Origin of the sequence: Bacillus sp. RC51, assembly GCF_044908115.1 — a bacterium.
Taxonomy (GTDB): Bacteria; Bacillota; Bacilli; order Bacillales; family Bacillaceae_G; genus Bacillus_A; species Bacillus_A mycoides.
Genome location: NZ_JBIYCW010000007.1, coordinates 138,651 through 158,057, shown reverse-complemented (window position 1 = coordinate 158,057; position 19,407 = coordinate 138,651). Strand labels below are relative to the sequence as shown.

The following is a 19,407-nucleotide window of genomic DNA, read 5'->3' as shown; positions in this document are numbered from 1 at the left end:
ACCTACTTTTGTCAACCGTAACCACTCCTTTACCTTTTTATATGCCTTCTTCTATTTTATTATCCACTCTCCACAAACCGCCCAAACTCCTTCAAAAATCTCAGCTTAAAACTACCCACAGGCCCATTCCGATGCTTCGCCACATGGATCTCCGTCATCTCTTTCTGCATCGTTTCCTTATCGTAATAATCCTCTCGATACATAAGCATAATGACATCCGCATCTTGCTCAATTTGTCCCGTCTCTCTTAAATCAGATAAAAGAGGACGCTTATCTTGCCGTGACTCTACGGAACGAGACAATTGCGACAACGCTACTATACAAACATTTAAATCACGCGCTAATAACTTAAGCTTACGAGAAATCTCACTAATCTCCTGAAATCGATTGCCCTTATGCTTCGGATCGCCCGTAATAAGCTGTAAATAATCTACAATAACTAAAAGCTTTTTATCCCCATGCTTCCTCTTTAACTTACGAGTCTGCATCCAAATATCCTGCATTGTAACACCGGCCTTATCATAAATCTCAAGTGGCAATTCCCCAATCTCCGCGAACGCCTTACTCACCTTTTCCCAGTCCTCTATCGTAAAACGATGCTTCGGATTTTTCAGCCTACCTCCTGACACTTCGCCCGCGCAAGACGCCATCCTTTTTAACAGTTGCTTACTACTCATCTCTAACGAAAACAATCCAACTGCCGCTCCAGACTTCGCCGCATGCAATGCGATATTTAATGCAAACGCCGTCTTCCCCATAGAAGGACGCGCTCCAAGAACGACAAAATCACCTTCCTGCAATCCGCACGTCATCTTATTTAACGATGTATAACCAGTCTCAATACCAGTATTCTCTTTCGTATCTTGATGAAGCTCCTCATACAAACCAACTAACGCATCCTTCAAATCAAACTCACATACATAGTCCTTTTCCTCTAACTCACAAAGCTCCGTAATCGTCTCACCAATAATTTTCTCATTCTTCTCCGCAATAAGACGCTCTCCCATCTTGTGCCCGAGAACACCGGCCTGATACATTTTCCAAGCACCTCGAACAAGCCCCTCATAATAAGAGAAGTTGGCAGTTGTAGGCACACCCTCTATTAACGCTATAAAATACTCCATCCCCCCGATATTCTCCAAAAAATTTGGATTCATCCGAGAAACGAGCGTCACAAGATCAATTGGTTGCCCTTCATCTTCAATTTTTCGCATTAACCGAAATATAGACTTATGCACCGGCATAGAAAAATAGTGCTCCGTCAAACGGCACTCCTTAATAAGCTCTCCATCAATTAATAGAGAACCTAACACCGTCTTTTCCGCCTCCACATTTTGAATACTCATGGACGCCACCCGCGTTCCGCTAAAAAGCGCTGCAACTCTTCCTCAGACGGCGCATTCTTCTCCCACTCCTCGCACCTCGTCAAAAACTCCTCCGTCTCCCCAGTACTAACAGACGAATCCTTCTTCCGAAACTTCGACGTATCCGCCTCAACCTCAGACACTTTCGTAAATCCTTTCCCGTGCCACCCCCTCAAAATCCCCTTCACATAAGCAACCGTCCGCTTATTGTTCTCAAACGCAATTTGAAGAGCCTTCAGCACAAGCTCCTCTGACAAATCATCCATCCACGCACTCAGTTCCTCCACAGTATGAGGAGACAAACTACCGAAATTTTGTTCATAAAAAGAAAACACGCGACTTCCCGTCTCTTCCTCTATAACCTCTTCTTCCTCTGTCTCCTCGCAAACTAGCTCTACATCATCCACAGTCAAATCACTCGGCATACCGAAATGTGCTAAAAGCATCGGAACATTCAGCTCCTCCTCTACGCACTTCTGAAGAAACATATGTACAAACTCCTTATTCTTCACACCCTTCAGCTCACGAAGCACACACTTCTCCACATTCGTATTCGTCACAGGATTATAACGAAGCCAATTTAAAATAAATAACTCCCGCGTCTCCGCATCATAAAGAATCTTCCCATAATCAATAAAGCGCTGCACAAGCTTATCAACAGTCCCCCTGTTATAACCCGTCTCCATCTCAGCTAACCGCTTCGGAAACGGAAAAATCCCGCACTGCGTAGTCTTCGAACAGGTTAACAAATACACATAAAAATACCGCTCCTCCGGCGTCAAATCCAAAACAAAATCATCCTGCCAAAAATTCACCTGCACATTACGATACACCGCCATCCCAATTCCTCCTGTCCCGATTCAAAAGTAAAAAATCCCTCTTTGTACTATATATAGGAAGGAGGGCCGGGTTTTTGGCGTGTTATTTCAAAATTTTTTCGACTACTACTACTACGGTGTTTGTTGGTGTTTTTGTTTTGTTGTGTTTTTTCTTAGTGATTTATTACTTGGTAGGGGCTTGCAAGGGGATTATAAGGGGCTAGTTATCGGTTACTTCGATTAAAAAGACTCGATTTGAAAAGCCACCTCGTTCTTCTGCTTTCTTTTTACGGATTGCATTGATTTCTTCTAGTGTTGTGCCTTCGTATTCGGCTAGGGCGTTTATTAGTTCTAGGAGGTCGGATAGTTCTTCTAGTTTATCGGGTTTTGTTTTTGCTTCGATGTATTCTGTTAGTTCTTCTTCTGTTTTTTTGCAGATTTCTTTTATGTATTCTTCTTCAGGTAGGATTCTTGTTGTGGGTGTTTTTCCGTTGGATTTTATTATTTGTGGGATTTTGTTTCGGATTAGTTTGTTGTAGGTTGGCATGAGATTTCCCTCCGTTTGGTTTTTCTTCTATTCTTTGTACCAAATAGTTTTCATTAAGATGCTCTTACACTTTTGAAAAAAATTCAAATTGACGTTTACAATAAAAAATCGTGGCTGTTAAATTAAACAACCACAATTTTCAAAGTGAAATTTCGTTACAATCATAAAAATAATATAGCATTTAGGTTATCATTAGTATTTTGGAAAAACATACTAATAGTTGTGCCGCATTAGCTACACAACAACTGCTGTCGTCTCACACCGAAATACTCTTAGCAGGACAATTTCCTTAGTGTGTTTTTTAATTTGCATTCTGTACCAACTTTAACTTTCTAACAAGTAATGATTTAATGTAGATACTAATTCACTCGGTCTATTATCTGAAAAACCATAATACTCGTAATCTGTATTAACTCGTTGTTTCATTAGATATGATTGCCATATTGAGTTAGAAACACTCCAATTTATCAATTTCAATCTTTCCACTTCAGATTCCCAATCAGCGAACCACTTCACATCTTCCTTTATTTCTAGCATTATCGCTTGATGTAAGTATATTGCCATAGATGTCTGCAAAACTTCATGCCCCAGTATATATTTCTTAACGTCTCCAGAATCAGAGGGAAGTACATCAAATAATATAGTGAAAAATTTCTCTAAAAAAATTAATATATCATCATAATTTTCTTTAAGAAGTTTCTCATTCTTTTTAGAAAGCTTTTGATTTGTACCAAAAAGTAAACTAATAATAAACGTTCTTAAACGAGCACTAGTAAAAAACAAAGTACTTGTAGGTCTTACTATCCGACTTTTATTAAACTCTACACCAGCTACCTGCAAAGCCTTACATGAAGAATAAAGATCCCTTACTAAAACTCTCATAATATCTCTTGTATCATATTTAGTTACTAAGGACATAGAAACACGTTTAGCATTAGAATTAATATCAGCAAATAAAACCTTCTCATCTTCTTCTTTCAAATTAAAATAAATTTGAGCTGTTATACTACTATTTAATATTTCATCTCTTCTCTTAGAATCACTCAAACTATTCAATAATTCTTCTAACCCTTTAATACGATGTTGTCCATCTAAGACTTTTAATTTTGATCCTAAGGGTATTGTTAACTCCTTCGAAACCTTATCATATAAATAAAGTGGATTTTCTTGAAAAGAAAATACTAGTGAAGGTAAAAAGATACCTATTTCAGAATCATAAGAATTAATGTAACTAGAAATAGGTTTCAATCTATTATAATTCACATCCCTATTTACAGAATTATCAATCTCATAAATATCAAGGATATCTCTGATAAAAATTTGTGTAGTCATCATACCCTTATTATTATTTATTATATTTATAATACCCTTTAATTTAACTTCAAACATTAACAGCTACCTCCCTAATTCTCAAAAAGTCTTCAAGTAAAAGATCACAAATTTGAGAAGTAGTCCTAGTACCCACATTAATTCTAAACTTTTTTGTTTTTGGATTATATGGAATACCTACTTGTTTCAATTTTCTATTTTTATGGGACCAATCAAATGAAAAAACAACATGTTTAAAAAATTCTTCCATATCAAATTTCTCATTATCTTTTTTTAAAAGATAAACAGCTTTAGCAATTCCTTTTAATACATTAGGATTCATAATAATATATTTATTTCTATCTAAACCTTGATCCGGTGCATATTTCACTAGCAACGTCAAAAAATTCTCTATATTCATTTTAAACAAATCATAATTCCCAGCATTTAATTTACTGTTACTACCTTTAATAACAACAATACCCTCATTTAATGTAAGTACTAAATTATATAAAGTAAATGCTGTCATTAATTTCGTTTTTGTTGTTTTGGCTCTAACTTCAAATTTGTCTGAGGAAATAGAAGAATGATTGTAAATTACACTTTTAACTAATTTACTACACAAATCATTATCTTTATACATAACTAATAAAGTATTGCTAACTGGAGAAGACTTAGTATTAACATCTGTAAATAACTGCTTTTCTTGATCTAAAGTCAAATTCGTAAATACTTGAATTGTAAAAGGAAAATTCTTTATATAATCTAATTTCCTTTTATCTTCTGGGTAATCACTCAATTCTAGTCTTGTCTTTATTACTTCAAAAGCTTTTATTCTATGTTGACCATCTAAAACCATCATATTATCATTAGTTCTAATCGAAAATTCATTAGTTTCAACATTAAAAAGCCCTTTTCCCCTTGCTGAAAAAATTAATGGTGGAAAATATATATCATTTCCATCTAAACCATATTGTATGTACTTAGAAATTGAGGCAACCTGCTTTTCCAGCATACCACGTTGTACAGATCTATCGATTTCTAAAAATTTCAATACATAATCCACACTACATTGTAAAGAAATCACTTCTTGTCCAAATTGATTCCCCTTAATTCCAAACATTGTTAGATAATTAGTTGAATCATCTGATATACTCATTAAATCCAATTAAAACCCCTCCTCTGTGTCCTGAAAACTTCTCCGCTTCATATTAAATTATAACAAAAATACCCAATTAAGTTAAATCATTAACTATATATTTCTCCATAAATTGGATAGGCTGCACGATACAATAAGGGCACATGCTAATATGGTACGTCAACATCGAACCTTTATACCTAAACTCAAACTACAATTAGTGAATTTTTACAAAAACAAAAAACTCTCATAGATATTGCACGTAAATATAACATAACGCCTTCAACATTAGATTGTTAGATTAAAAATCTATACAGCAACGGGATTGTTCATTGCGAAAGATAGTCGAACAGAAAAAGAAGAACTGGCTCAATTACGTAAAGAAAACCACCGTTCATTGATATAGAACAACAATTTAAAGCAAGCAACGCTTATTATGAGACAAAAATAGATGTGACTCATAATCTAATGGTCACATCTATTCGATATCAATAATGTATAATGTCCTCGATATTCCGAAAATCACGCATTACTTACCATGCCTATTAGAATGGCAAATATGCACTTGAAAAAGGCAGCTGCCCTATACCTCACTTATCAAATTCCAGATGAAATAGAAAGTGAAGCAATTGAGCTAGTTGTTAAACTGCTTCATTGCTTCTTTTATATATTTTTCTTCTTCAGTTGTGAAAATTGTTGGGAATTCGGATAGTGGGAGATTTGATTTTTGGATTATATCCTCTATATCACTTTGAGGTGTATCAAGATAGTTCGTTACTTCTTCTATTAAATTAAAAAATTCCTTCAAGGTAACTTGAACATCTTGATGACTCGGATCCTTCTCTTCTACCTTACACTTTTTCAACTTCCCTATCATATCCATAAATCGCCGATCAAATTTTTCTTTTAATTCCTTATTATCATAAAACGCTCGAACACTATCCGTTGAAAAGTGTTCCTCTAACCATTCTTTATTTTCTTTCTCCCATATGAAAGTTTGCAAAAACGAAGAAAACAAAGCGATATCCACGCGTTCTTCCTTTTGAAACTTCTTCGTCATCTCATTCATACGCGAAAGTACCTTCTCAATTCGTTCTTGCTCCGCCAAAAGCAATTCCCTTTGAAAATGCATTTGTCTTAAAAATTCTTCTGTCTCTATATCACGCTGCAATATAATATTTTGAATTTCCCCAAGCGAAAAACCGAGATGCTTAAACGATTGAATTTGCTGCAGCACATACAAATCATCTTTCGTATATAACCGATGCCCACCCTCAGTATAATCGCTCGGCTTTAATAAATTAATCTTGTCATAATAACGAAGCGTCCGCACCGTAACATCCCCGACACTTGCAAACTCACTAATCATCCAAGCCATATCATCACCTACTCCGATAACTTCTCTTTCACATACTGAAGCATATGAGAAAAACTCATCTCATTCTGCCGATAATATTGAAACAAACCTACAACAAGCAATAAAAAAGTAACATTACCTCTATAACGATTTTCATACTCACTAATACCATCATAAAAGCACTCATACTTTCTTTTCCGTAAAACAATATAAATCGCAATAAACAACACGGCAATCATAATAAAAATTCGCTTTCCCCTCATCTCCACTTCTTGTTTCATCACCTATTCTCCTTCCACAGCTTACTTATCTTCTTTAAATAACGGAATTCGAATGAAATAACGATATGGCTCGTCGCCTATTACTTTCCACGCAACCATGATCACTTGAACGACCTCAAAGGCAAATACGATCCAAAACAAAACATCACTAATACGCGAACTAATATTAAATAGAAGAAAGATTAGCAAATGAAAGTTGAACGCCTTTCGGCAATGGTATTTGTACACCTCGTTTTTACGTGCCAGTGTGATGTACATGAGTAATGACGAAAAGATTCCTATTGCGGCTGATAGTAGTAGCATGATGATGATGTTTTGTTTTTCTTTTGTGGTGGTTTTCATGAGTGGTTTTGTCCCCCTTTTTGTTTTGTCTTCTTTAGGTTAGGGGGTGACGTTGGGGGAGGTGCAAGGGGATTGTATAGAAAAAATTGATTAATACCGATATAGATAAAATCAATTTTTTTATTTATGAAACCCTATACTGTCAATATTAATCAAAACAATTAATGGAATCAAAATTTTTTCGTTCATCAGACATTAATAGAATGAGTGTATGGATAATAGTAGTTTCTTTATCAAAACAACGCTTTATCAAAAAGTTCACCATTTAGTTAAAGACATCAACCTTTTGTAGAAATTATTGTATAATTAAGGGGGAACTAAAATCGATATAGGAGAACAGATAAATGCTTTTATTTGCGATAAATCAAAACCAAAGTAATACAGTTAATCAAGTCAAGCAGTTAGAAGAAATCAATAAAGCCAATGAAGCACTCATTAAGGATATGCAGGAAAAGGTTATCTCTATACAAGATCATCAGATATCGTTTTTAAATGATAGTCTCTCTAATTTTTGGGCTATAGCTAGTACAGGGGTTGCTATAATCACACTAGTTTCTACTCTAATTGGTGTATACATAGGGTATTCTAACCGAAAAGCACAGAAAAGGATGGAAGACGCTAACACAATGATGGAAATTGCAAGCCAGAAAATGACGGAAGCACAAGAAAAAATAGAAAATGCAGACCTTTTTATGAATAAGGTTGAGGAAGCTATGACAAAACTTGAAACCCATGAAAGAGTAACTGGAGATATGTTTGCAGAGTTAAACAAAAATATTGAAGAGAAATTAGTGAATTTGAAGGCTGTAGAGGAAAAAACAGATAAGTTAATGATTGTACAAATGCTTAAGGAACAATTAGTATTAGTGAATGGTAGACTTAATGTTTGTGAAAAAATTATGTATGATCTCTTAGAAAACAACCCCTCAATAGAAGGAGAGGAAGATTTTAAACAAATTAAACTACTAATAGAAGATTTACGTCAGAACTATTCAGATTTAGAATCCGAATCATTTGATAGTTTAAGATTTACCACTAAAGAAGATATGAACAAACTACTTGATAAATGTAAGGAACTTAAAGACGATTGCCATAGCCTGTTTATTACAATTCGTCAGTACCAATACGTAATTAAAAATGGAAAAGAGGCAAGTTAGTTAAAGTCTATGGATTTAGTCGTGCATTATTATTTATAGATAAGTATGTTTTTCTATGTTTCATACTGATTATCTACTAACTTATTTTATTTCACATTACTTTAAAGCACCTTAAAAAACAGTAAGGATAAGGGTTTACACTATATCGCCGTTTTGTAAATAACTGTTTGTTTTAGTAAGAAACAATGAAAGCGAAATATAATTGACATAAAAAATGGCATTATTTTAACAGAAGGAGGACTATTTTGAACCTGATGTAGAAGCAATGGCTGAGGATGCATATGCAGATTGGATTGAAGGAGCCTATGAAGATGCTGGAGAAAGTAAATGGTGAAAAGAAAAAACACTTAATTTTTAATTTGAAGTGCCCCGAATACGTAGTACATAATAAAAACACTTCCATTAAATTCGCATACTAAGTATGCAAATTCAATGGAAGTGTTTTTCGTTTGAAGACAAGCGTTCATTCCCCAGAAGAAACAAAGTGGAAAGTAATTGAAATGAACAAGGTTGGCTATTCTAATCAAGGGTGAAAAGGAAAAGGCATAATCACCAGCATGTCCTGAAGAGGAAATTACCATGACAGTGCGATCATGGAAAGCTTCTTCGATCATTTAAAAGGTGAAGCTTTCTATTCATAAAAGATAACAAAAGTATCCCACACAACCGTGCGAATTCAAGAAAAATCAAACCACCTATCCACTAAAGAATTTAGGGAACAGATGTTTTAGCTGTTTTAATAGGTTCCCCATTTTTTGGGCTCACTTCAAAAATGTTAATTATTCTTTATAAAAACTCATTGTTACTTAGTATCGAACTAAAAAACAATTAAATGGAACCTCAAAATCCCTTACTCATTGTTTTTATCCTTGTTTATCAAATGAATTCGATTTTGTATATATTCTGCAAAGGCCATTCTACATACATCTGCTTCTGATAATCCTAATTGCTTTCCTATATCGTTCAGTTTTTCTTTCATTTCTTGTTCTACCCGTATGTTAATAGTTACTTTCGACATATTTGACACCTCTAACTTCTCTATATATAGAGGGCCAATATGACCCTCAAAAATTATTAATTATGCTCATAAGCAAACATTCCAAGGGAAACCCCTTTTTCCCTATGCTCCACTTGAAGTAGTTCAATACCTACTGTATTGTAATAACGATTACTCATGACACATTCAAAATGAGAACGAATGTCTTCATTGTTATGAGCTGTTAGACAAAACAGTTGTATTTTACTATTTCTAGCTAGTTCCATTATTGGTTTTACTACGTGTTCTGATGAAGCTTTACCAAAAGGATTATCCGCAATAATCACTTTCCAAGAATCGTCTCTAGCGTTAACTTTTTTACGCAAATACGTTACAAGTATCATAAACATGGACATATAGGAACTGAATTCCTCTCCACCAGACCATTTAGAAACTTCATCCCAAGGTTTCCAGTTTTCTGGACTGGTCGTCATAAGTGATTTCTTTCGTGGTTTATATATACTAACAAAACACTTCTTGATAGGTGCAATTTTATCTAATAATACCACTGTATCAAGTTTTTGTACTAGGTATTCATTCAATTCATTTTCTAGTTTGTTCTCTCGCTTCATTCGTTGTAAAGTTTCCAGAATGGTTTGGACATGGTAATGTAAATTACTATGAGTGGTTTCATTATCAAAACGGTCCCATCTCATTTTAATCAATTGCAATTCATAACCAAATACTTTTACTTTGGAGAATTTCGGGATTTCAGTTACGTTCTTATAAATAGCCTCTACTCGCTGAAAACATAAGTCTACCAGTTTTACCTTATCCTTTTCACATTCTGTTATCTTTCGCTTTAAATCTTCTTCAAAGGCATTAATAGTGTCAAAGATGCGATTAAACGATTCTAAAATAAACTCTAACTCAAATATTTGATCACTTGTTTTCAATTTTGACAAACCATTCGCAAATTGTTCAGTCTTAGGGTTATTAGATTCTTGAATCTTCTTTAAATACGTTTCAAATGATAGGTATACACCTTTTTTGCTCTCTTCTAACTTTTGCAACTTTGTTAAGTGCTCATTAGCATGAGTTTGTGCATATTTTTGATATGTTTTTGACTTTAAAATAATTTCTTCTTCAAATATTAAACCGAATCTTTCATTATATAGAGGAAGATTTTTAATTTGTAAATGTACCATTGCTTTTTCAGCATCTGTTATAGAATTTCTTAACAATTCCTTCTTAGCTACAAGTTCTTTATTAGCTTTGCCCCATTGTTCTTTTGATTGCTTGAAACGGTTAAGTTCTTCTTCATGCTCCCATTCATAAAGGAATACTTCTTTTCCGTACTTCTCATCAATCTCCTTCTTAGCTAATTCTAATTGTTTGGTTTTCTCTTTTAGATTTTCTCCTACTTTTCCTTTTTCGATCTCAATATCCCTTTCGGAAATAGAAAGTGTTTTAACTGTCTCTTTTTGTTTTGTAATTAACTCTTCTAGATTGATTTCTTCAGAGTAGAACACTTTAACTTCGTCGAGAGTAAATCCGATATTATTGATTCGTTTTTTAGATTTAGCAAGTTCGTTATTTTTATCTGAAAGATCTCCTTCAAGAAAACTTTTCGCTTGATTTTTGTCAGCGTAATCTTTTTGAACTGCAGTAAAACAGGCTACGTACTCATTCTTTTCTTCACTAGTGTAACTATCAGAAGGTTCAAGGGTCTCGTCCAATTGGTGGTGTTTTCTTTCTTTATCTAATCCATCCATAACAGATTCAACGTTTCGTTTCTTATCTTTCTGTCTATCTAATGTTTCACGTAGCTCTATTACTTCTTCTTCGCACAGATTTACCTTTGTCTCGTATTGATCATGTTGGTCTTTTAAATATTTTACTTTTTCAACTAACTCTTCGGGGTTTGGGTAAAGGTCCATAAAGCTTTGAAGAAGCTTTATATGAGAATCTCTTTTTTCTATTTTTACTTTTTCATCTGAGATAGATTCACTAATTAATTTGTTCTCATTTTCTAACATCTCAATACGTTCATTGGTATCATTTATTTGTTGGTGAATCTCTTTTATATCCTCTGATAATTTCTGGACAGCTTGCATGTTGGATTCCGGGAATGTACTAGAATAACGAGTATGAAATGTTTCTAATGCAGCTAATATTTCATTGTAATTATTGAGAGTTATTTTTGCAAAAGTTAATTGTTCTTTATATTGAGAAAGCTCCATTTTTAATCCATCAATAATTTCTTGGATTTTAGCTCTAGATGCAAACCACTGAACATCTAACTGATGATAGAGATATAACTCATCATATAGAGGGAAAAGCTCATCTATTTTTGCATCTACTGATTTTGTTTGAATTTGAAGTTTACTCTTCACATAAAACAGTAACGGTACGTTTAACAGTTCGTTATTCAAGCTATTCAAAGATTTTTTGACTTCTGTTAAGTTTGCTTCTTCAACCAATAACGTATAAGGAAGCAATGGATAGGAATTAAGGTACTGGCTTTTCATTTCTTCACTAGAAAGTTCCGATAGCCATTCACTACCTAACATAGTAATAACACCTTTTTGTTCTAGATGTTGTTGAACCTTTAATAAAGTTTCATCTGGAACAAAGAAATCGTGTGATTCCCAAAGGCTAAGTTTTTTTGCTAAATCATGAATATACTGTTTAAGTTTATCGATTTTTTGTCCCACTTCCACTTGCGCATACTGATAATGCCGAAGAAACTCCTGCATATCTTCGAATATGTTTATCGTATTTTTCCCATCGTCTGAAAGAAGTGAAAGTAAGTTATGCTTCTCCTTTTCAAATGTGGCATGTTCCGCCTTTAACGAAGTCATTTCATGATTTTTGTTGTCTATAACAATTCTTTGACTCGTTACAAACTCACGTTTTTCATCCATCTCCTGTTTATTTAATCGACTTTTCTCTTCTTTTTGGGCAATAGTCACTGAAGATTGTTGTTGTTGTTCATTTAGTGATTTGAACGTGACAGATGGATGATATCCGGCTTCTTCTCCTAATTCATCTATCAGTTTTTGTTTACCTATTTTGTAATTACTTAAATGATTTTCTGCATCCTTGTACTCACCATATAAATTTTGTTTTTCCTTCTCTAATCGTTTCCGTTCTGCGTCTTTAAGATTCACTTTTTCTATCGCAAAGTTGATGTTTTTGTTAAGCTCATCTAAAGCGAATTGTTGTTCTTCTATGAGAAAATTTAACGCCTCTGTTAAGAGAGTTTTAGATTCATTTCTTCTCTTTTCTAATTCTGGTTCACTTGCTGTTAAAGAAGATAAGTCTTCATTTAACTGTAGTACCTTTTTATGAATATCTAGATAATCTCCATATTCTTTTTTTGCTTCCAATTGTTGCAGTAACACTTTTGCTTGTTTTAACTGTTCTATTTTCATTTTGTATTCATTTTCCACAGTAGCTAGCTCTATTTCTTTTGCTTCGATCTGCCCTTTTAGAATATGAGCCTTATAGCTGTCAATCTTCCAATCCACTTCATGCATTAATGATTGATTTTTCTTAATATCCCCCATTAAGATATCAATTTTGTTTTCCTTATCAGCAATTTGAAGTTCAATGCTTTTCTTTAACGTAACTACACGCTTTTGTGCTTCCGCAAAGGATTTCTTTTTTACTTGAAAGTTTTCTACCGCTTTTACCATGTCTTCAGCACAATTTTTTATCCTTTGAAAATCATCCAAGTCTCTTTTCATATCCGGAATACTTAATAGATTTTTACTGTATTCTTTAAAGTACGTTTGGATTTCCTTTTTCTTTTCTTCGCTGTCAAATATAGTGTTTTCAACTTCTGGGATAAGAAGTTTCACTAATAAGTCATACGTACTGGATGCAGTTTTGAAATAATTATCTACTCCACCTTCATCCCCATTAATCTTTTGTATCATCTTCCATTCATCTTCAATAAGGTGGAATCGTTTTAATTCCTTTTTATAATCACGATTAACATCAAATATACGAATATCATTTTGTCTTAGAAACTTGCGGTATTCATTTAGTCTTGTTACTTTCCCATCTACTGTGGTAGGAAGGGTATTGATATTTAATGTGGCCCCTCTGTTATAGGTAAACAGATATGTGAAATAATTTAATTCTTCTGTTTTTGTTTCCCCATTCATATAGGTAAACCCTAAACATAAGTATTCATACGGAAGATTCTCTCCATCTAGTTTCCATTCCGTCATAATATGACCAGTTGTACCTTTATACACCACTTCTTTTAATAAACGTTTGCTTAAATTGGAGTTAGGACGAACGGTTTGAGTAACTAATTGAATAAAACTCGTTTTTCCTCCACCGTTTTCTAAGATGAATAAAGCATCTTTGGCATTTGGTTCCCACAAGCTGTTTGAGATGATTTTCTTCCCTTCATCTAATTGGATATTGGTCATTCTCACTTTCATTAATCGTGGCATATCATCATTCCTCCTCTTCTCCCACAGTTCCTTCTTTTGTTACCAGCAATAGATCATGAATTTTGCTCTTGTTCTCGACATTGTGATAATAATGACTAATAATATTTTTCATTTTATTGGTCACAGAAACATTAGTCTGTTCTCTTATTCTGATAAGTTTTTCTTTTTCTAAAAATTTCAATGTTTTTTCGATATACATCCGTCGATTATCTTTTGTTCGGATATGGCTTGTAGCACCTTCTTTAAAATCTGCCATTCTTCCCCAAGCTTCTACAATCCCGGCCACGTCCACATCATATTCATCACTTAATTCCTCTAATTTCTCTTCGCCCAGTCGTTCATATTGCTCGATGTATCCATTCATTTTATCCAATAGTTCTTCCATCGGGAGATACATCCGGTCAGCAGACTCCGTATCATATGGTTGTTCTAACTCTGCTATTAAGATGAACAAAATAAAGTAGAATAGATGAATTTCCTTATTGTCCTTAAAGCCTAATTCTTTCTTTAAATCATCATTCGTATAAGACATCGTTTCATTCTCGACCTCCGGCACCATTTGAATAACCCCATCTTGTTCATCCAAGAAGATCATGACTTTCCCTGTAGGTTCAATTACTTTCCGAATAAAATCTTGAACGCCCCTTTCCTCATACCATTGAAAATATTCATCTTCTTTGCTTGTAATAAATCCTTTTTTACTAAGGGCCACATACAAGGCAAACCCTTTATTTACGATTTCTTCTGTCCACTCCATAAAAGTCACCTCTTCTAATTAACATATCCTTGTATCTCATAGTTCCGATATAGTGAAATCCACCTGTTTCTAATAAACTAAAGGATTCTATCTCTTGTAATGTTGGAAATTCACTTGATAGTCTTATTAACATTCTATTAATCTTTTTATCATCCGGGAGGTTTTTCCACACATCTGAAGTCACTTTTTCAAAACGATTGTATTCGGACTGATGTAGTTCTGCAATTAATCCGAGCAGCGGATCTGGATTGTATAGAATATCCTCATAAAGACGTTCATCTTGAGTTTCAATCATTTGAAAAACATCACTTAATAGATACTTGTCCTTCTCAATTAAGTGTTTTAATAAAGCAGTTATATATCGATATTCTTTGTTTTCGGTTTCTTCTTTTTTCCTAGCTTCTTCTTCCTCTTGCAACCTCATTTTTTCTTCATCTACTTCAACAATTTCTTCTTCTTTTAGTTGTTTTTTCTTGTATCTCTTTTGAGGAACTAATGCAAGTAACGGATTAAACGTTTTATGATGCCTCAAAGGTAGAAATGGTTTAGAAATAGCATTTAATACTTCTTCTGTAGCAGGAGTTTCTATTAGTTCCCTTAGTATTTCGTTTTCAAAATCTAAATGAACTGAAAACGCGTGAATAATGGAAGATTCAAGTGATTCGCTCATAATATTTTGTGTTTTTTGTTTTTCAGTAAATAAGGATTCATGCACACTAATTGCTTGAAGTAATTTCCCTTCAATTTCTTGGATTATATGGATTCCTTCTTGTTCTTTTTCTGTTAGACTACCTTCATAGAATTCATCAATTTTTTCTGCTACCAATTTTTTTAAATCATCAAATTGTTCGTGTTCTGATTTTAAAGTTTCATCAATTCTTTTTATCATGACTTCAAGTTCAGAACGTTGAGAAACACCAAGAGCGTCTTTGATAATAGTATTTTGTAATTTTTTTATTTTCTTTTTTTCATCTTCTATCAAAGTATGCATTTCGTGAACTCTCCTTAAAGCATCGGTGAAAAGTCCCTTTTCAAATTGTCTTTTGAAGAATAATTGAGAAATGGTGATTTGAAGTTCTCCAAATACTTCTTTCGTTTTGAATAGCAGCTCCAATCCCGTTGAAGATAATGTGAAATCGTCTACACTATCTTCTGTATCACTAAAAACGTTCGTTCCTTCTCCATATTCAATTAGATGAAAATAATAAGTTTTTTCATCTCTTTTATTGAAATCATAATACGTAAATGTGTGAGCTCTTCCCCTGTTTCGAAGATTTTTAGAAACCAACCAATCTTCGAGCTCGTCTGCTTCTGCTTTGGTAAAATCCTTGTTCCAATATCGTCGGACCACTTCTAAAATGACATATTGTAATTCTTCTTTTGTTGTGTTTTTATTAAATGCTAGTTTGTTTTCGAGCATATAAAGAAGTATATAGAGAGCAACCGTAGGGATAGGCAATTCTTTAAACTTCACTGGTTGTTCTAATCGCAGGATGGGTGAAAACATCGCTACATGCTTCATCCGCTCATTAAAACCTTCTAGCATAGATTCAATGTTCGTGTTCAAAAAGAACCCTACCTCCTTTCCCCTAAATTACGGAGAATCGCTAAATTCAATCCTTCTTGAGGGATATATATTTGAACATTCTGAATAATTTCAGTGTATTTTTTGAGTTCATCAATATAATCACCTTCAAAAAAGGCTGAAAATAATCGGAATGAATCGTCAATAATAGTTTGTTTCAATTTTCTTTCGATGGTTCTCGTTGAAGGCTCATGACCATAACGATTTAAAAGTTCTATATAAAAAGGAATAAATGGTTTTACTCTGCTATCTATTTTGATTAATTCGGAACAAATATGAATCCCTCTTGCATCTAAATCCCCAAAGTAATAGACTTCGTAATCTTCTAGCTTGTATTCCTCCAAAAAATAGAAGCTTCGTTGTATTTTATCCCCTTCTCCGTATATCACCATATCAAAGGTAATTCCGCTCCATGTATCAACGCCATCCATCATTAACTCTTTTACCGAATCAAAGGTATCTCTATTTTCAATAATTAAAATGATTTTTGGCTTTTTTGATGGATCTGATTGGTACTCTACAAAAGGTTCATAAGTTCTTCGACAGTTTAAATCCGATAGAGTGAGTCCTAAATTGGCTAAAAATTTTATTCCTTCTTTTCCCAAAAGAAACTTCTCATTTCTGAATAGTTCAAAGGAACGTTCATTTGCTTTTAACATATTCTTTTTGGTATCACTGCTGTGTGTAAGAAAAGCATGAACTCGATCTATATAGAACTTCCATTTTTCAAATTCTGCTTCATCATAAAAAGCAGTCATATTGAACAAAGGATAATCGGTCATTAACTTTTTAATATGAGTGGGGTTCGTTCTTCTTTCTTGTTTTACTAATCTATATTCATTAAATACAGGTGGGGTCTGATGGTTATGTCCTCTTGCTTTTACTGGTTGAATTTTCTCTTCTTCTACCATATTCTTCAACGTAGAAGAATATCTAAAATATCCACCATCGTCATCATATTCTTGTTTGAGCAATGTTTTAAGATGATGTTCAATATCCACTGTTTTTACAAAGATTTTCCCATATTTATTCATATATTCTATGATGAATGTTTCCCATTTGCTCATTTAAACACCTCCATCAGCTTTTTTCATTCATAATACCATTGCATACAATAGTAATCAATATTATTAATTAAAAATTCTAAATATTTACAAAAACTTAACATTCTAATTAAGATTGTTTACTATAACTTCCTAATTCGTAAACATTTTTTCGGTTCCATTGTGGAGAGTTTGCTAAAAAACATTTACTAATGCAATGAAACACGGGAGTTTGACACCTATTGATTTACCATCAAGCTTATTTAGATTGTTAGTAAATAACCTCATAAACTAGTAATAGCGTAATCTAATCTCCTTTTGATTAAACACCCAACTCTTACATTTAAACTAACTATTCTTACTCCAATAACTTGTCGGCTTATTTAGCTTCACGATTAATACTAGCCAGTGGGTATAGTCACAACATCTTGGTACAAACCTTTCTATAAACTCACAGAAAATTAGTTAATAGTTGTTCAAGATTCTGGTCGATAAATCTCATTTTATATCATAACATTTATATTAAATAATATAAAATCCCTTATAAACCCTTGATGTAACTTCCATTTGATATTTAAATTCCGTGGTAGAGGTCCTTCTTTCTCTTTTATTTTTCGTCATAGTAGATTCTCCTCAATTATATTAGTTGTAGTCTACTTGACCTTAATTTTTTTCTAGTTTAGTGTAACTCATCTAAATATTACCTAATAAAATAATTTATCTACTTATATATCACTGATTCAAATTCAAAAAATCTATTTTTGAGATAAAAAACCTCACCACAATTTGACGAGGTTTTCCATACAAAATATTAATTGTTATGCATCAATAAAATTAATCACAAATGACTTATACTATGCATTCCTCAAAATTACATTTTAAACTTTTACTGTATTTCGGAATATCTAAGTCCACTTTTAGATCTCCCGCACCTAAATATTTCAGATTCAAATAAACTGAATATAATTCTGCATCCGATTCTGTATCGGTAAAAATTACATGTAAATCAAAAATTGAATAATCCCGTTTAATTTCTACAATAGCATCCATGACTTTCGCAATATCAACACTTGTTTCAGACGCAAAAAGATATTCATCATCACAAGTTATTACAAATACACCTGGTACGTTAGAGTGTTCATCAATAAACTTCAAAATATCCCCATTTAAAACAAACAACTCAAACTTTGAAGAGGATTGAACATGCTTCTGTAAAGGTAATAAACTGATTCTTAAATTATCAGGATCAATTTTTGCATAATCATCGACCAAATCATTAGCATAATCCAAAAAACTTTCGATATCAAAGTTTTCTTCCTTTGAATCTGCTTCCCTAAGTTTCCAACTAAACGTCTCTGAGGGTAATCTAATTCCACATTGTAAAAGAATATCATCATACTTCGCAGTAACAGTATGAATTAGATTAGCAAAATACAAAACTTTCACAGTATGTAACTCATTTATACCTAAAGAACGACATAGTTTATTACAGTACCTCGAATAAAAATCCGGATTATCTTTAAAATTCTCATACCAGTAATTACTCATTTGTATACCTCTGTTCTTCATAATTAATAAAAATATTTTAATATAAAGATTTTTAATTGTAAATGAATTATTTATTATTCTTTCTCACTCACAAAAACATATAAGAATTGAGCATAGGCCCAACTTATATATGGGAAAAGCAGTTTAACTAGGTGTTAAACTGCTTCATTGCTTCTTTTATATAGTTTTTTTCTTCGGTTGTGAAGAGGGTCGGGAATTCGGATAGTGGGAGGTTGTTTTGGTTAATTATATTCTCTATATCACTTTGAGATGTATTAAGATAGTTCGTTACTTCTTCTATTAAATTAAAAAATTTCTTCAAGGTAACTTGAACTTCGTGATGACTTGGATCCTTCTCTTCTTCCTTATACTTTTTCAGCTTCCCTATCGCATCCATAAAACGCCAATCAAACTTTTCTTTTAATTCCTTATCATTATAAAACGATTGAATACTATCCTTTGAAAAATGTTCCTCTAGCCATTCCTTATTTACTTTCTCCCATATAAAAGTTTACAGAAACGAAGAAAACAAAGCGACATCCACTCGTTCTTCACTTTGAAATTTCTTCTTCATCTCATCCATTTAGTGTGAAAGCACCTTCCACACTAAATGGATGGTGCTTTCTCTGTTTTTCATAAACAAAACCTCACTTACTTATGATACAGTTTACCAAGACTAATGTAAGATAGAAAAACCGCATCTATTTATAGTAC

The 19,407-nt window shown here is 33.2% G+C and carries 15 protein-coding genes and 2 pseudogenes; 2 read left to right on the top strand and 15 right to left on the bottom strand.

What is annotated here, in order from left to right; translation table 11 throughout:
• Positions 1 to 59: 59 nt before the first annotated feature.
• From dnaB to ABH959_RS16070, 8 genes are all read right to left on the bottom strand, one after another.
• On the bottom strand, positions 60 to 1,346 hold the full coding sequence (dnaB, locus tag ABH959_RS16105; protein ID WP_404492875.1) for a replicative DNA helicase: 1,287 nt from the start codon (positions 1,344 to 1,346) through the stop codon (positions 60 to 62).
• Positions 1,343 to 2,203, bottom strand: coding sequence for a DnaD domain-containing protein (locus tag ABH959_RS16100; protein WP_404492874.1), 861 nt, complete (start codon positions 2,201 to 2,203; stop codon positions 1,343 to 1,345). Before ABH959_RS16100 ends, dnaB begins: the two co-directional genes overlap by 4 nt.
• A gap of 199 nt (positions 2,204 to 2,402) precedes the next feature.
• Positions 2,403 to 2,729, bottom strand: coding sequence for a phosphoribosyl-ATP pyrophosphohydrolase (locus ABH959_RS16095; RefSeq protein WP_404492873.1), 327 nt, complete (start codon positions 2,727 to 2,729; stop codon positions 2,403 to 2,405).
• Between the two features lie 324 nt (positions 2,730 to 3,053).
• A complete protein-coding gene (locus tag ABH959_RS16090) occupies positions 3,054 to 4,118 on the bottom strand; it encodes a DNA sulfur modification protein DndB (protein WP_404492872.1) in 1,065 nt (354 codons plus the stop codon).
• Positions 4,111 to 5,196 (bottom strand): DNA sulfur modification protein DndB, encoded by a 1,086-nt coding sequence (locus tag ABH959_RS16085; RefSeq protein WP_404492932.1) that lies wholly within the window; start codon positions 5,194 to 5,196, stop codon positions 4,111 to 4,113. Before ABH959_RS16085 ends, ABH959_RS16090 begins: the two co-directional genes overlap by 8 nt.
• 613 nt (positions 5,197 to 5,809) lie before the next feature.
• Positions 5,810 to 6,553: a MerR family transcriptional regulator gene (locus ABH959_RS16080; RefSeq protein WP_404492871.1), complete on the bottom strand. Its 744-nt coding sequence runs from the start codon at positions 6,551 to 6,553 to the stop codon at positions 5,810 to 5,812.
• A gap of 8 nt (positions 6,554 to 6,561) precedes the next feature.
• Complete coding sequence (locus tag ABH959_RS16075) at positions 6,562 to 6,813, bottom strand: hypothetical protein (RefSeq protein WP_404492870.1); 252 nt, start codon at positions 6,811 to 6,813, stop codon at positions 6,562 to 6,564.
• Positions 6,814 to 6,834: 21 nt separating this feature from the next.
• Positions 6,835 to 7,155 carry a magnetosome magnetite crystal formation protein family gene (locus ABH959_RS16070; protein ID WP_404492869.1) on the bottom strand — a complete coding sequence of 107 codons (321 nt, stop codon included), beginning with the start codon at positions 7,153 to 7,155 and terminating at the stop codon, positions 6,835 to 6,837.
• 344 nt (positions 7,156 to 7,499) lie between these two features.
• Here ABH959_RS16070 and ABH959_RS16065 point away from each other — a divergent pair, with 344 nt between their 5' ends.
• Together ABH959_RS16065 and ABH959_RS16060 are read left to right on the top strand one after the other, a co-directional pair.
• Positions 7,500 to 8,312 (top strand): hypothetical protein, encoded by an 813-nt coding sequence (locus ABH959_RS16065; RefSeq protein WP_404492868.1) that lies wholly within the window; start codon positions 7,500 to 7,502, stop codon positions 8,310 to 8,312.
• Between the two features lie 533 nt (positions 8,313 to 8,845).
• Positions 8,846 to 9,043, top strand: a pseudogene (locus ABH959_RS16060) (IS3-like element ISBt2 family transposase); the annotation flags it as partial.
• Positions 9,044 to 9,162: 119 nt separating this feature from the next.
• Here the strand turns inward: ABH959_RS16060 and ABH959_RS16055 are convergent.
• The 7 genes and pseudogenes from ABH959_RS16055 to ABH959_RS16025 form a co-directional block, all read right to left on the bottom strand.
• Positions 9,163 to 9,330 (bottom strand): CopG family transcriptional regulator, encoded by a 168-nt coding sequence (locus ABH959_RS16055; RefSeq protein WP_404492867.1) that lies wholly within the window; start codon positions 9,328 to 9,330, stop codon positions 9,163 to 9,165.
• 56 nt (positions 9,331 to 9,386) lie between these two features.
• Complete coding sequence (locus ABH959_RS16050) at positions 9,387 to 13,760, bottom strand: hypothetical protein (RefSeq protein ID WP_404492866.1); 4,374 nt, start codon at positions 13,758 to 13,760, stop codon at positions 9,387 to 9,389.
• Between the two features lie 4 nt (positions 13,761 to 13,764).
• On the bottom strand, positions 13,765 to 14,517 hold the full coding sequence (locus ABH959_RS16045) for a DUF6063 family protein (RefSeq protein WP_404492865.1): 753 nt from the start codon (positions 14,515 to 14,517) through the stop codon (positions 13,765 to 13,767).
• Positions 14,489 to 16,084, bottom strand: a complete 1,596-nt coding sequence (locus tag ABH959_RS16040; RefSeq protein ID WP_404492864.1) for a hypothetical protein — start codon at positions 16,082 to 16,084, stop codon at positions 14,489 to 14,491. Before ABH959_RS16040 ends, ABH959_RS16045 begins: the two co-directional genes overlap by 29 nt.
• A gap of 8 nt (positions 16,085 to 16,092) precedes the next feature.
• On the bottom strand, positions 16,093 to 17,169 hold the full coding sequence (locus ABH959_RS16035; protein ID WP_404492863.1) for a Wadjet anti-phage system protein JetD domain-containing protein: 1,077 nt from the start codon (positions 17,167 to 17,169) through the stop codon (positions 16,093 to 16,095).
• 825 nt (positions 17,170 to 17,994) lie between these two features.
• Positions 17,995 to 18,693, bottom strand: coding sequence for a hypothetical protein (locus ABH959_RS16030; RefSeq protein ID WP_404492862.1), 699 nt, complete (start codon positions 18,691 to 18,693; stop codon positions 17,995 to 17,997).
• Positions 18,694 to 18,841: 148 nt separating this feature from the next.
• A pseudogene (locus ABH959_RS16025) lies at positions 18,842 to 19,294 on the bottom strand (MerR family transcriptional regulator); the annotation flags it as partial.
• Between the last annotated feature and the right edge of the window lie 113 nt (positions 19,295 to 19,407).

Bases quoted from the DNA above. Each gene is read 5' to 3' on its own strand.
- ABH959_RS16045 (WP_404492865.1), bottom strand. From the start codon at position 14,517: ATGGAGTGGACAGAAGAAATCGTAAATAAAGGGTTTGCCTTGTATGTG.
- ABH959_RS16055 (WP_404492867.1), bottom strand. From the start codon at position 9,330: ATGTCGAAAGTAACTATTAACATACGGGTAGAACAAGAAATGAAAGAA.
- ABH959_RS16085 (WP_404492932.1), bottom strand. From the start codon at position 5,196: ATGAGTATATCAGATGATTCAACTAATTATCTAACAATGTTTGGAATT.
- ABH959_RS16090 (WP_404492872.1), bottom strand. From the start codon at position 4,118: ATGTTTGAAGTTAAATTAAAGGGTATTATAAATATAATAAATAATAAT.
- ABH959_RS16100 (WP_404492874.1), bottom strand. From the start codon at position 2,203: ATGGCGGTGTATCGTAATGTGCAGGTGAATTTTTGGCAGGATGATTTT.
- ABH959_RS16050 (WP_404492866.1), bottom strand. From the start codon at position 13,760: ATGCCACGATTAATGAAAGTGAGAATGACCAATATCCAATTAGATGAA.
- ABH959_RS16080 (WP_404492871.1), bottom strand. From the start codon at position 6,553: ATGGCTTGGATGATTAGTGAGTTTGCAAGTGTCGGGGATGTTACGGTG.
- dnaB (WP_404492875.1), bottom strand. From the start codon at position 1,346: ATGAGTATTCAAAATGTGGAGGCGGAAAAGACGGTGTTAGGTTCTCTA.
- ABH959_RS16070 (WP_404492869.1), bottom strand. From the start codon at position 7,155: ATGAAAACCACCACAAAAGAAAAACAAAACATCATCATCATGCTACTA.
- ABH959_RS16065 (WP_404492868.1), top strand. From the start codon at position 7,500: ATGCTTTTATTTGCGATAAATCAAAACCAAAGTAATACAGTTAATCAA.
- ABH959_RS16035 (WP_404492863.1), bottom strand. From the start codon at position 17,169: ATGAGCAAATGGGAAACATTCATCATAGAATATATGAATAAATATGGG.
- ABH959_RS16095 (WP_404492873.1), bottom strand. From the start codon at position 2,729: ATGCCAACCTACAACAAACTAATCCGAAACAAAATCCCACAAATAATA.
- ABH959_RS16030 (WP_404492862.1), bottom strand. From the start codon at position 18,693: ATGAGTAATTACTGGTATGAGAATTTTAAAGATAATCCGGATTTTTAT.
- ABH959_RS16075 (WP_404492870.1), bottom strand. From the start codon at position 6,813: ATGAAACAAGAAGTGGAGATGAGGGGAAAGCGAATTTTTATTATGATT.